General features: G+C 76.2%; 11 protein-coding genes. 2 read left to right on the forward strand and 9 right to left on the reverse strand.

The window, feature by feature from the left end; translation table 11 throughout:
- Positions 1–221: 221 nt before the first annotated feature.
- The 8 genes from ACRYRX_RS19065 to ACRYRX_RS19100 all read right to left on the reverse strand — a co-directional run bounded on the left by ACRYRX_RS19065 (position 222) and on the right by ACRYRX_RS19100 (position 10161).
- Positions 222–2213, reverse strand: coding sequence for a DUF6807 family protein (locus ACRYRX_RS19065; protein WP_432514439.1), 1992 nt, complete (start codon positions 2211–2213; stop codon positions 222–224).
- Positions 2210–3382: a mandelate racemase/muconate lactonizing enzyme family protein gene (locus tag ACRYRX_RS19070; protein ID WP_432514441.1), complete on the reverse strand. Its 1173-nt coding sequence runs from the start codon at positions 3380–3382 to the stop codon at positions 2210–2212. Before ACRYRX_RS19070 ends, ACRYRX_RS19065 begins: the two co-directional genes overlap by 4 nt.
- Positions 3383–3387: 5 nt before the next feature.
- Positions 3388–4566, reverse strand: coding sequence for an alpha/beta hydrolase family protein (locus ACRYRX_RS19075; protein ID WP_432514442.1), 1179 nt, complete (start codon positions 4564–4566; stop codon positions 3388–3390).
- Positions 4563–5348 (reverse strand): alpha/beta fold hydrolase, encoded by a 786-nt coding sequence (locus ACRYRX_RS19080; protein WP_432514444.1) that lies wholly within the window; start codon positions 5346–5348, stop codon positions 4563–4565. Before ACRYRX_RS19080 ends, ACRYRX_RS19075 begins: the two co-directional genes overlap by 4 nt.
- A gap of 88 nt (positions 5349–5436) precedes the next feature.
- Positions 5437–6201 (reverse strand): cytochrome c oxidase assembly protein, encoded by a 765-nt coding sequence (locus ACRYRX_RS19085; protein ID WP_432514446.1) that lies wholly within the window; start codon positions 6199–6201, stop codon positions 5437–5439.
- Positions 6202–6266: 65 nt separating this feature from the next.
- The gene (locus ACRYRX_RS19090) at positions 6267–6788 is read right to left on the reverse strand and encodes a DUF2243 domain-containing protein (RefSeq protein ID WP_432514448.1); all 522 of its coding nucleotides are present in this window, start codon (positions 6786–6788) and stop codon (positions 6267–6269) included.
- A gap of 19 nt (positions 6789–6807) precedes the next feature.
- The gene (locus ACRYRX_RS19095) at positions 6808–8097 is read right to left on the reverse strand and encodes an MFS transporter (RefSeq protein ID WP_432514450.1); all 1290 of its coding nucleotides are present in this window, start codon (positions 8095–8097) and stop codon (positions 6808–6810) included.
- 456 nt (positions 8098–8553) lie between these two features.
- Positions 8554–10161, reverse strand: coding sequence for a methyl-accepting chemotaxis protein (locus ACRYRX_RS19100; RefSeq protein WP_432514451.1), 1608 nt, complete (start codon positions 10159–10161; stop codon positions 8554–8556).
- Between the two features lie 210 nt (positions 10162–10371).
- Here ACRYRX_RS19100 and ACRYRX_RS19105 point away from each other — a divergent pair, with 210 nt between their 5' ends.
- Positions 10372–12438, forward strand: coding sequence for a beta-galactosidase (locus ACRYRX_RS19105; RefSeq protein WP_432514453.1), 2067 nt, complete (start codon positions 10372–10374; stop codon positions 12436–12438).
- Between the two features lie 9 nt (positions 12439–12447).
- Here the strand turns inward: ACRYRX_RS19105 and ACRYRX_RS19110 are convergent, their stop codons facing one another.
- Entirely contained in the window at positions 12448–12858 is a 411-nt protein-coding gene (locus ACRYRX_RS19110) for an FUSC family protein (protein ID WP_432514455.1), read from the reverse strand.
- A gap of 91 nt (positions 12859–12949) precedes the next feature.
- Between ACRYRX_RS19110 and ACRYRX_RS19115 the strand changes: the two genes are divergently transcribed.
- Positions 12950–13414: TetR/AcrR family transcriptional regulator (locus ACRYRX_RS19115; RefSeq protein ID WP_432514457.1), on the forward strand; the 465-nt coding region annotated here is incomplete at its 3' end.

The following is a 13414-nucleotide window of genomic DNA, read 5'->3' on the forward strand; positions in this document are numbered from 1 at the left end:
CTCCTTGAGGGGTTGGCGTGGAGCGGGGCGGCCTGGGCGAGGTGACCGTTCCGGGGTTCGCCCGGGGCGGGCGGGCCGTTCCGCCTGCTTCGGGTAACCGCTTTCCTACTGGCGGTCCTCACTTTGGCACACATCGAGCGCCGGTGGAAGACATCCGGAGCAACTTCAGCAACCGCTTTCTGAGCGGGCGTGCCCCCGGCCCGGCCCCCGGGCCCGGCCCCTCAGCCCCGGGCGCCGAGCACGGTCCGGGCGAACCCCTCGGCGCCGTCGGCGTCGAGCCGCCGGTCGACGACGACGGCGTGCAGGTCCACCCGCAGCTCCTCCCCCGCCTCCACCGTCAGGGGCACCTCCCAGGCCAGCGCCGGACCGGCGCCGACGTAGTCGGCCACCCGCAGGAACCACGGCCGCGGCGGCTGCGCGGGGTCCTGCACGAGCAGCAGGCTCGTCCAGGACCGGCCGGTGCGGCGCACCAGCGCCAGCCACGGCGTCCGCGACCCGCGCGCCCGGCGCTCGTCGTCGGTCTCGGGGGTCAGGACGTGGGTCTCCTCGGCCGAGGCCAGCCGCCAGAAGACGCCCCCGAACCCCGCACCGGGACGGCCCCGGGAGGCCGGGCTCGTGATGGTCGTGCGGCGCGGGGCGTGCAACCGGCTGCGCCAGCTCAGCACCCAGGCGTCCTGCTCGGGCAGCAGCGCCGCGGTCAGCTCCCGCTCCTCCGAGAACTGCACGCCCTCGTCCCGGTCGAGCCACCGGACGCCCGCGGCCAGGGTGGCGCCGTCCTCGCTGACGTGCAGGGCGCTGACCTCCTGCCGGCCGTGGTCGAGCAGGAGCGTGGGCCCCCGGCCGGGCACGTGGGTCCGCCCACCCCAGTGGTTCGTCCCGTCGACGTCCGGCAGGGCCAGCGACACCCCGTACTGGTGGCGGTGCACGACCGGGCCGGCCACGGTGACCGGGACCCCGGCGAGCGTGCGCACCGGGTGCAGGTAGGGGCGGGGGCTGTGCACCCGGGGCAGGGCCGTGCCGTCGACGTGGTGCGCCAGCACCAGGCCCAGGCCGTTCAGCCGGGCACCGGTCCCGTCCACGACCCAGCGCGGGCGCGGGTCAGTCCCCGGGCCGGTCGCGACGGCCGGCCCCGGCGCCGGGGACAACCCCCGCGCCGGGGGGACCGGGCCGGTGCTGGCCCGGACCTCCAGCCGGGGCACGAGGACGTCACCGTCCCCCGGGCCGCTGCCCGGCAGGGCGTCGCGGGCCGCCGGCCCGTCGCGACGGCCCTCCACGACGGCGAGCAGGCGCGCGGCCGCCCGGCGCCCCAGGGCGGCGTGGTCGACGCCGGCGGTGGTCAGCGACGGGGTGGCGAAGCGCGCCAGCTCGATGTCGTCGAACCCCGTCACCGACAGGTCGTCGGGGACGGCGACGCCGATCTCGTTGAACCGCGCGACCAGGCCGAAGGCGACGAGGTCGTTGAAGGTCAGGGCGGCGGTGGCGCGGGTGTCGAGGACCTCGTCGGCCACCCCGTACCCCGCGGCCACGCTCGACCCGGCCAGGACCGTGGTGATCCGCAGCCCCGGGTGCCGGGCCTGCGCCTCGGCCAGCGCCCGGGCCCGGGCCGGGCTGGAGGCCGCCGCCGGCGCCCCCGCGACGTGCACGAGGTGCCGGTGCCCCAGGGACACCAGGTGCTCCACCAGCAGGTGGATGCCGTGGCCGTAGTCGATCGAGACCGCCGGTACGGCGTCCGTGGACGGCACCCGGTCGATGAGGACCACCGGGTCGACCTCCGGCAGCAGGGCCCGCAGCTCCTCGGCGGGCATCCGCGGCGCGGCCAGGACCACCGCGTCGCAGCGGTTGCGCGCCTCGCGGGCGATCTCGGCCTCGGCCTCGGGGCGCTCGGCGGTCTCGGCGACCAGGACGCGCAGGTCCGCGGTGTCGGCCACGGCCACCACCCCGCGCAGCACCTGCTGGAACACGGGGTTGCTGAGGTCGGGCACGACCAGGGCCACGGTCCCCGTGCGGCCCAGCGACAGGCTGCGCGCCGTGGTGCTGGGCCGGTAGCGCAGCTCCTCCGCAGCGGCCCGGACCCGGGCGGCGATCTCGGGGGCGACGGTCGTGCGGCGGTTCATGACGCGCGAGACCGTCGCCTGCGAGACCCCGGCCGCCGCCGCGACCTGGCTGATCGTCGCTCCCCCGCGGGGGCTGCCGCCGCGGGAGGTCGCGGTCACGCGAGCACCCCCGCCGGCGCGGGGGAACCCTGCGCGGGCGGCACCCCCGGCGGTGGGTCCTCGTGGAACCGGAACCCCAGGCCGGGGCGGTCCCCGGCCCGGTACGCCCCCCCGGCGAGCGAACCGCCGACGGGGCGGCTCAGCGCGCCGGACTCCCAGAAACCCGCGTCCTCGACGTCCTCCACCCACACCGCCTCGTCGAACGTCACCGCCAGCTGCCCGGACAGCTCCGGCAGCAGGTGCGGGGCCAGTTCCGCCCCGGCGCTGCGCGCGAGGTGGGCGATGGACAGGAACGGGGTGATCCCGCCGACCCGGATCACGTTGGGCTGCACCACGTCCAGCGCACCAGCGGTCAGGAGGTCGCGGAAGCGGTACCAGGTGTGGACGTTCTCCCCCGCCGCCACGCGCAACGGGCCCTCCCGGCGCAGCCGGACGTGCCCGGCGGTGTCGTCGGCGCGCAGCGGTTCCTCCAGCCACGCCGGGGAGAACTCCGCCAGCGCCCGCGAGGCCCGCAGCGCCCGCGGCAGGTCCCACCGCTGGTTCGCGTCGACCATCAGCGTCCGCCCGTCCCCCAGCACCTCCCGGACCGCCGCGACCCGCCGCAGGTCCTCGGCCAGGTCGGGCAGTCCCACCTTGACCTTGGCGCCGGTGTACCCGGCGTCCACCCAGCGCCGCACCTGGTCGCGCAGCTCGGGCAGGGAGTAGTGCAGGTTCACGCCGCTGCCGTAGACCGGCTGCGGTTCGCGCCGCCGGCCCAGCAGGTCGGCCAGCGCCGTCCCCCGCGCCCGGCCCACCAGGTCCCACAGCGCGAGGTCGACCCCGGCCAGGGCCATCGTCGTGATCCCGCCGCTGCCGGCCTCGTGCAGGTGGCTCCACAACCGCGACCACACCCGCGGGTGGGCGGGCCGGCCCACCAGGAAGGGCCGCACGTCGTCCTCCAGCAGCGCACGGACGGCGCCGGCCCCGATGGAGGGCGTCCAGCTGAAACCCTCCCCCACGGCCCCGGTCGCGGTGGTGATCCGCACGGTGAGCACGCGGACGTCCTGGACGTCCGGTCCCCAGGGCCGGCGCAGCGGCACCCGGCGGGCGCCGACCTCCACGCCCGTGACGACCGACCCGTCGTCGGGCAGCGCCGCGGCCGGGTCGTGCGGCAGCTCGTCGACGTTCACCGGGTTCACCGGGCACCGCCCGCGGGGACGTCGAGGGTCTGGAGCCAGTCGTGGACCTCGGCCTGGGCGGCGGCGTCGAAGGAGTGCGGGACCTCCCGGAACACCCCGCGGTAGTGCTGCGGCGCACCGCGTCCGGCGTACCGGCGGGTGATGAGGTCGTGCGCGCGCCGCATGCCCTCCGGCGGGAACAGCGCGTCGCGGGTCGCGTAGTGCACGTACAGGGGGCGGGGGGCGGCCGCGGCGACCACGTCGGGCCAGTCCGCGACGCGCGCCAGGGACGGCGTCATGAACGCCCACGTGTGGGAGTGGACGTGCTCGGGCACCATCTCGCGCAACGTCGAGACCATCGCCGCCACGACGACCGCCCCGATGCCCGCGTCGGGCCCGGGACGCAGCGCGGAGGCGATGACGGCGCGCGCTCCCCCGCCGGACAACCCGATCAGCGCGGTCCGCGGCGCCGTGCCCTCGTCGAGGCCCCCTTCGAGGTGGTGCAGGACGTCGAGGGCCAGGAGGTCCTCGCGGGCGATCACGCCCGCCCACGAGGTGCCGACCAGGGCGAGGGCCTTGGCGACGGTGTCCTCGGCGGCACCGGCGTGGACGTCGTAGACGGCGGCCTCGTCCAGCTCCTCCCCGGCCCGCGCGGCCAGCGCGAGGTCGGCCACGGCCCGGCCCCGGACGGGCATGGCCTCCACCGGCAGGCGGCGGCTGCCCCACCCGTGGGCGTCGTGCACCAGGACCGCGTGCCCGCGCCGGGCCAGGTCCTCGGCCGGGGCGCGGCCGCCGTAGAGCCCGGCGCGGACCCCGGTCAGCACCGGGTGCACCGGCCGGCCGGTGGCGCCGTCGGCGAGCTTGTCCAGGCCGAAGCGCTTCAGCCCGCCGTGGCAGTGCAGGAACAGCGCCGTGGGCAGCGGGCCCGGTGCGGCGGCCGGGCGCAGCAGGCGCGCGCGGACCCGCGGCCCGAAACCGGCGTCCCAGGACAGTTCCCGGCCCAGCAGGCCGTCGCGGGTCCACTCCTGCTCCACCCGGACGTCGGCGTCGCCGACCCCGGGGACGTCCGGCACGCCGATGGCCTCGCGCAGGCGGCGGGAGACCTCCTGCGGGGCGGGCGCGTCGTCGCCGAACAACGGCCAGGACGCGCCGACGACGTCGAGCAGACCGTCGAACGCGCCGAAGCGGCCGCTCACGCCGTCACCGCCTCGCGCACGGCGGGGCGCAGGCCCGCGTGGAAACCCGTGACGAGGTCGGTGAAGCGCCGCGGTGCGTCGAGCATCGTGAAGTGCCCGCCCCCGTCGATCCGTTCGCAGCGGACACCGTTGCGCTGCAACCAGTCCCACTTCCGGTACTGCCGGAACCCGGCGACGAGGAGGACGGGGACCGCCGAGTCGGCGAGCAGTTCGTTCAGCCGGCCGTCGGCGGCCGACGCGATGGCCTCCGCGCTGCGCAGGACGGCCAGCGGGTCGGCGGTGCGCATCTCGGCCAGCCGTCCCGGGGTCTGCGCGGCCAGCACCTCGTCCCACCCGCGCGCGAGGAAACCCTCCTCGTCCCAGCGGGCGATGTCGTCGGGCCCGGGGTCGACGACGTCGAGACCGGGTTCGACCAGGACGACCGAGCGCAGCAGGCCGGGGTGGCGGGAGGCCAGCAGGACCGCGATGGACCCCCCGAGGCTGTGCGCCAGCAGGTCCACCGGTTCCCCGGTCTCGGCGGTGACGGTGCGCAGCGCCGCGGCGAGGGCGTCGGCGTGCTCGGCCAGTCCGTAGCCGAAGGCGGGCGGGCGGTCGCTCAGGCCGTGGCCCACCAGGTCGAGGAAGACCGCCGGGCGTCCCAGCCGGGCCGCGGTGTCGGCCCAGGTGGCGTGGCCGGAGCACCCGAGCCCGTGCAGGTAGACCACCGGTTCCCGGTCGCCGCCGGCGCTGACCCAGCGGACCACCCCGTCGCCGGAGGGCAGGGGTGCGGTACCGGTCGTCATCGTCGACTCCTGGGCAGATCGGGAAAGCGGTTGCTCAGACCGTAACGAGGCGCCTTCCCCGAGGCAAGGGCCGATCCGGCCCCGCACCTCAGGAGGCCGGTGCGGCAACCGCGTCCGCCGGTCCCGGTCGCGTCCCCCGGGCGCGGTACCAGCCGGCGACCACCAGGACCATGAGCGCGAGGTCGACGACGTCCCCGCCGTAGTACATCAGCTGCGCCCCCCGTTCGGCGTCGGCGACCGCGACACCCGGCGGCGGGTCGGCGTACAGCGACTTCGCCAGCACGGAGTGGACGGCGACGAACACGACGAGGACCCCGAACCGCAACCGCAGCGACGCCCGGTGCGGGTCGGGGTCGCGGCCGGCCACCGAGGCGGTGAACAGGTACCCGGCGAGGAACAGGTGCGCGTGCACGAGCACGTGCACCGCGACCGACGTGTGCATGAGGGCGAACAGGTCGGTGCGGTAGAGGACCCACAACCCCCCGGCGTTCAGCACCCCGGCCACCACCGGGTGGGACACGACCCGCACCGGCGGCCACCGCAGCACCCTCGACAGGGTCCGGGCGCGGCGGACCGGCAGGGCGCGCAGCGCGACGGTCACCGGCGCGGCGAGCACCAGCAGCAGCGGTGCGACCATCCCCAGCGCCAGGTGCGCGCCCGTGTGGGCGGTGAAACCGTGGTGCGCCGCCCGGGCCAGCGGGCCCACCGTGCCCGCGGCGACGCACAGCAGCCCGGCGCACCAGCAGACCGTGCGGTGCACGGGCCAGGGACCGCGGCCCCGGGCGGCCCGCACCGCCGCCCCGTACCCGACGGCCGCCAGCAGCAGGGCCGCCACCACGACGACCTCGGGCACCGTCGGCACCACCGGCGTTCCGGTGAGGTCCAGGGGCCCCCCGGTGTGGGAGTGGTGGCCCCCGGTCATCGCGCGTCGCGGCGCGGGCGGGCGCGCCGCAGCAGGAGGAGACCGACCGCGAGCAGCAGCACCGCCGCACCGTTCCAGACCAGGTCGTAGGGCAGCAGGTCCACTCCGTACCGGATCTGGTGGATGCGCAGGACCTTGTGGTCGACGAGACCGTCGAAGAGCTGGAAACCCCCGACCCCCGTGACGACCGCGCCCACCCAGCGGCGCCACACCACCCCACCGGACGGCGCGGTGCGGCGGCGCACGTCGGCCAGCAGGAACAACCCCCAGACGGTGATCCCCCACCCGGCGGCGTGGAAGAAACCGTCGGCGGTCAGCGCGACGGCCGGGGTGGACCGGTCGTAGAAGTGGTGCCAGTGCAGCGCCAGGTGGAAGACGAACAGGTCGATCATCGAGGCCGCGAGCCCGGCCCCGAAGAGGAGACCGGACAGCAGGGTCCGCCGGTGGGTGAACGCCCGCTCCCGCGCCGGGTCGGTCGTGCCGGGACCTCGGGGGGACGGTGCGGGGGCGTCGGGCACGGGCGGGGCTCCAGTCGTCTCACCGGTCGTCGGGCGTGCGGCGGTCCGGGGTCCGGTCGCGGCCCACCACGACCACCAGCGGGACCAGCATCGCGAGCGCCACGATCCCGAGCACGCTGAAACCGGTCGCGGCCAGCAGCGGCCCGGCCAGGAACGCCGCCGCGGCGCCGGCGAGGTTGGACGAGGCGTCGACGCCGCCCTGCGAGGCGGCCCGGGTGGCCGGGGGCACGGAGCGGGTGAACATCGCCGAACCGGAGACGTTGAGGAACGACCAGCCGATGCCCAGCAGGACCAGCGAGACGACGACGGCGCGCAGGTCGTCGGGGGCCAGCGCCGCCAGCAGCAGCGAGACGAGGAGCACGAGCAGGCCGACGAGGACGGCCGTCCGGGCGCCGCGGCGGTCGACGACGGAACCCACCAGCGGGGCCAGCGCGTACATGCCGGCGATGTGCAGGCTGATCGTCAGGCCCACGACGGTGACCGAACCGCCCTGGTGCTCCAGGTGGACGGGCGTCATCGTCATGACGGCCACCATGACGACCTGGGCGGTGAGGATGGTCAGGACCGCCGTGCGCGCGGCGGCGTTGGTGCGCAGGACGTGCGCCAGTTCGGCGACGTGCCGCCGCGGGGGGCGGCGTCCCCCGGCGCGCGCGGGACCGGTGGCCGCTGCCGCGTTCGCCACCAGCAGCGGGTCCGGGCGCAGCGCGACGAGCACCACCACCCCGGCGGCGGCCAGGCAGACGGTGGCGATGAGGAAGGCCGCGGCGAAGCCGTTCAGCCCGACCGCCCCGCCGAGCGCGTCCCCCGGGACCCCCAGGTTGGGGCCCAGGACCGACCCGATCGTCCCGACCCACACGACCAGCGCCAGGTCCCGCCCGGCGCGGTGCGGTTCGGCGAGGTCGGCCGCGGCGAACCGCGACTGCAGGCTGACGGCCGACCCGCAGCCGATGAGCAGCAACCCGGGGAACAGGAGCAGCGCCGAGGACCGCTGCGCGGCGACCACGATGACGGCCGACCCGGCGGCGGCGGCGAACCACCCCAGGCTGAGCGCGGCCCGCCGCCCCCGCCGGGCCGCGAGGGTGCCCAGCGGCAGGCCGAACAGCGCCGCGCCGAGGGTGCTCGCGGTCCGCGCCAGGCCCGCCCACGCCTCGTCGGACGTGACCGCCCCGGCCAGCAGCACCCCGATCGAGGGGGCGATGCCGACCCCGATCGTCCCGACGACCTGGGCGACGATCAGGACGCGGACGGTGCGCCGCTGCAACCGCGCGCGCCGTCCGGGGTCGAGACCGACGGTGGAACCCTGCTGCATCGACTGCTCCCCACTCCCCGCGCGAGGTCCCGCGCCACCTGGTGCGGCGTCCCGGACCGTCGGGTGACGGCCGCCGCGGCGTCCGCGCCGGCCACCCCCGTCCCGCTCAGTGGACCAGGCCGCCGGGGACGGCTTCGCGGTGGGGAGCCCGACCCGGTCCTCGTGCCCGGCACCTGCGGGCCGACCCGGTTCACGCGCGACCTGCTGCGCTCGCGGCGGCCACCGGGTGCGGGAGGAGCGGGCGAACCCGGGACGGGGTCGGCGGTGCTGCCCGTCTCGGGACCCGGCGCACCCGGGGTGCCGCACCGGCCGCTCGTGGAGGACGCCCGGGAGGTCGGGATCCTCCTCGCAGCCGTGTGGGACCCCTGCGGTGGGAGGCACCGCCCCGGGAACCGTCCGGTGGGGGAACCGGTGACCGCTCACCCCCGGTGCATCGGGTTCACCCCGACGCGGACCTCAGACCCGGAACGCGCCCACGGCCTCGCGCAGCCGCCCCGACGTCTCGCGCAGCGCCTCCACGGACGTGCGGACCTGCTCCAGGCTGGCCCGGTCGGCCGCTCCGGCGTCGGCGACACCGGAGAGGACCCCCGCGATCTCCTGGGTGCCCTCGGCAGCCCCGGCCACGGTGCGGGCCAGCTCGCCGGTCGTCGCGGTCTGCTCCTCCACGGCGGCGGCGATGGTGGCCTGGTGGTCGTCGATGCGGGCGATGATCTCGGCGATGCGGCCGATGGTGGTGGCCGCGTCGGTGCTGCCGCGCTCGATGGCGGCCACCTTGCGGGTGATGTCCTCGGTCGCGCTGGCCGTCTGCTGCGCCAGGTCCTTCACCTCACCGGCGACGACGGCGAAACCCTTGCCCATCTCCCCCGCGCGGGCGGCCTCGATGGTGGCGTTCAGCGCCAGCAGGTTCGTCTGCTCGGCGATCGCGGTGATGGTGCCCACGACGCTGGCGATGGCGCGGGTGGCCTCCCCCAGTTCGGCGACGGTGACGCGGGTGGACTCGGCGGCCTCGACGGCCTCGCGGGCCACCGACGCCGACTGCGCCATGCCGGAGGAGATCTCGTTGATGGCCGAGCCCAGTTCCTCCGCACCCGTGGCGATGGTGGCCACGTCGGCGGAGACGACGTCCGCGGAACGGGCGGCACGGTCGGTGTCACCGGTGGTCCGCTGGTTCGCCGTGGACAGTTCCTGAGCGCGGCCGGCGAGCTCGTCGGCCATCCCCGCGACCTGACCGGCCGCGTCGGCGACGTCGGCGACGGTGCGGCGGGTGGCGGTGACCGCCGCCTCCAGGGCCTGCGCCATCGCGTGGAACTCGTCGCCGCCGTCGACGACGGGCGCGACGGTCAGGTCGCCCTCGGCGACCCGGTGCAGGTCCGCGACGCTGCGGCGCAGCGGGGCGACGATGCTGCGGGTGAGGACCACCAGCAGCAGCACGACGAGCGCCGCCGCGGCGACCAGCATCGCGATGACGAGGGTGCGGCTGCGCTGGGCGGCGGCCTCGGCCTCGGCGGCGGCGGCCCGGGCGCGGGCGTCGACCGACGCGGTCAGCTCCTGCGTCGCGGTGAGCATGTCGGCGTAGGCGACGAAACCGACCTCGAGGATCTCCGTCTCGCCCCCCACCACGTCGCCGGCGCGGAACAGGGCCACCGCGCGGTCGTCGGAGGCGAAGTACCCCTCCCACAGCGACGCCAGCTGCTCGGTGAGCTCACGCTCGTCCTCGGTCATCAGCGCGGTGGGGGCGGCGTCCAGCGCCTTCCGCAGCTTCTCGCGGTCGGCGAGGAAACCGGCACGGTTGGCGGAGGAGTCCTGCACCGCCTCCTGCACGCCGATGCGGCGCACGTCCCAGGCGTAGGCGGCCTGCCAGCCGCTGATGTCGGCGTCGTAGAAGCGCTGCTCCTCCACGAAGCGGATCAGCGCGGTCATGTCCTGCTGCTGCGCGAGCGAGCGGGACTGCGTGGAGATGCTGGCCAGGGCGGTGGCGCCGGTGGCGCCGAGCAGCGCCAGGACCACCCCGAAGGCGAGGGCGAGGCGCGTGCCCACACGGGCGCGACGCAGCAGGGACGACATGGGTGACGACCTTCCAGGAACCCCGACAGTGAGCAGGTCCCCTCCATCGGCAGGTCCGGCCCCGACCTGAGGCCGTCCCGGGAGGCGCCGTCCACGCCGACGAGGACGGCGAGGGGGTGCGGCCCTCCGACGGCACCCGGGTGTGTGCTCGTGTTCGGTTCTGATCGAGCCTGATTGACGGGGCGCGGCGGCCTCGGCCATGCTCGCCGGGTGCGGCGATGGAGCGAGGGACAGCCCGGGCTGGCGTTCGGGGCCGACTACAACCCCGAGCAGTGGCCCGCCGAGGTGCGGCGCGAGGACCTCAGGCTCATGGGCCGGGCCGGGGTCACCCTCGTCTCGGTCGGGATCTTCTCCTGGGGCCTGCTCGAACCCGAACCGGACCGGTTCGAGTTCGGCTGGTTCGACGAGGTCCTCGACGACCTGCACGGCGCGGGGATCGGCGTGAGCCTGGCCACCGCCACGGCCTCCGAACCCGCCTGGCTCGCGCAGCGGTGGCCGGAGGCCCTGCGGGTCGACGCCGACGGCGTCCGAGTGCGCTTCGGCAGCCGGCAGAGCTGGTGCCCCAGTTCCCCGGTCTACCGGGAACGCTCGCTGCGGCTGGTGCAGGCGCTGGCCGAACGGTACGGGCAGCACCCGGCGCTGCGGTTGTGGCACGTCAGCAACGAGCTCGGCTGCCACAACCCGCGCTGCTGCTGCGACACCTCCGCCGCGGCGTTCCGCGCGTGGCTCACCCGCCGCTACGGCGACGTCGAGGCGCTCAACGCCGCCTGGGCGACGGCGTTCTGGAGCCAGCACTACACGACCTTCGAGCAGGTCGACGTCCCCGCCCGCACCTCCACCCTGAAGAACCCCACCCACGTCCTGGACTTCGCCCGGTTCTCCTCCGACGAGCTGCTCGGGCAGTTCCTCGCCGAGAAGGGGGTGCTGCGCCGGATCACCCCCGACGTCCCGGTCACCACGAACTTCATGGTCGGCTCGCAGCTGAACCCGCTGGACTACGGCCGCTGGGGGCTGGACCAGGACGTCGTCTCCAACGACCACTACCTGATCCACCGGCACGGCGACCCCGAGCACGGAGGCATCGGCTACGACGACCCGCGCGCCGAACTCGCCTACTCCGCCGACCTCATCCGCGGCGTGGCCCGCGGGAACCCGTGGCTGCTCATGGAGCACTCCACGTCCGCGGTGAACTGGCAGCCGGTGAACGTCGCCAAACCCGCCGGGCAGATGCTGCAGGACAGCCTGTCCCACGTCGCCCGCGGCGCCGACGGCGTCTGCTTCTTCCAGTGGCGCGCCTCCGCCGGCGGCGCCGAGCAGTGGCACTCCGCCCTCGTCCCGCACGCCGGGGAGGACTCCGACCGGTTCCGCGAGGTCGTCGACCTCGGGCAGCTCCTGGGCCGGCTGGGGGAACTGCGCGGTTCGACCGTGCACAACGACGTCGTCCTGCTGGTGGACTGGCAGAACTCCTGGGCGCTGGGCGGGGAGTCGCTGCCCTCGCACCGGGTCCGGCACGCCGACCTGGCCCTGCGCATCCACGGCGCGCTGCGCGCCGCGCACGTCGGCGCCGACGTCGTCCCCGTCACCGCCCACCCCGACGACCTGGCCGCCGTCCTCTCGTCCTACCGGGTGCTCGTCGTCCCCACGCTGTACCTGACCGACGCCACGACCGCCGCGGCCGTGCGGGCCGCCGCCGACGCCGGGACGCACGTCCTGGTGACCTACCTGTCCGGGATCGTCGACGAGCACCTGCACGTCGGCCTCGGCGGCTACCCGGGGGCGTTCCGCGAACTCCTCGGCATCCGGGTCGAGGAGTTCCACCCGCTGCCCGACGGCGTCGCCGGCCTGCTCGACGACGGGACCGTCGGAGACGTGTGGGCCGAGGTGGCCACGGCGTCCGACGACGTGGAGGTCCTGGCCCGCTACGCCGAGGGCGCCACCGCGGGCCGGCCCGCGCTGACCCGCCGGACCCTGCCCTCGGGCGCTGTCGCCTGGTACCTGGGGACCTCCCCCGACGACGAGCACCTCGAGACGTTGCTGCGGGACGTCTGCACCGCAGCGGGGGTTCGCCCCGTCGCGCAGGCCAGCGGGCCGGTCGACCTGGTCCGCCGCCGCTCCGCCGACGGCTGCAGCTGGTTGTTCGCCCTCAACCACGGGTCCGAAGCCGCGACGGTCTCGGTGCGCGGTCACGACCTCGTGAGCGACCGGGCCGTCGGGCCGCAGCTCGACCTGGCGCCGGGCGCGAGCGCCGTCGTGCGGGAGGACCGCGCGGACGGCTGACCGCACGGTTCAGTCCGTCCGCACGGTCCCGGCGGGCCGGGCGGGCGCGCTGAGGGCGTGGACGGCCAGGACGAGCAGCAGTGCCACCAGGAGGCCGAGGGCGCTCTCGACGACCCGGTCACCGACCGTCGGGCCGATCGGCGCGGGCGCGGCCAGGTGCGACGTCACCACGGCCACCGGGGTGATGCCCACCACGGCGAGGCCGTGGTGGTGCGCGGTGAACGACTCCGCCACGAGCGTGGCGGCCGCCACCGCGACGGCGAGCACCCACGCCGGGGGTTCGGCGGCCAGCACCAGGTGGGTGACGGCGATGCCGACGAGGGTCCCGAGCACGCGGTGCACCGAGCGCCCGACGACGACGTGACCTCGCTGCCGGGACGCACGGTGCCGCGGACGATGGTCGACGGCCGCACGGTGCACCGGGCGAGCTGAGCCGGCGACGCGGGGACGGCCGGGTCACCTCCGCGACGGGGGTGGCCCGGCTCGTCCTCGCGCGTGCGAGCATGCGCCGGTGCCCAAGGTCGTCGACCACGAACAGCGCCGCCGCGAGATCGTCCGCGCCTACCTGCGGATGGCCGCGCAGGACGGGCTGACGGGCATCACCTCACGGGCGCTGGCCGGCCGGCTGGGCATCGCCGCCGGGGCGCTGTGGCACTACTTCCCCACGATGGACGCGGTCCTGGTGGCGGCCTACGACCAGGTCTTCGCCGACACCGACGCGCGCATCGACGACGCCACCGGTGACCGCACGGGGCTTCGCGCGGTGGACGCCGTGCTGCGCGAGCTCCTGCCGCTGGGGACCGTGACCGCGCTGGAGGCCCAGGTCGTCGTCAGCTTCTGGGGGCTGCTGCCCTCGCGCCCGGACCTGGCCGAGCGGCACCGGGTGATCGACGGGTCCTGGCGCGCGCGCCAGCGGGTGCCCCTCGCCCGCCCGGTCCCCCACCCCCACCACCCGCACACCACGCCCACCCACAAC

This window comes from Kineococcus lubricus (genome assembly GCF_050871965.1).
In the GTDB taxonomy this organism is placed as follows: domain Bacteria; phylum Actinomycetota; class Actinomycetes; order Actinomycetales; family Kineococcaceae; genus Kineococcus.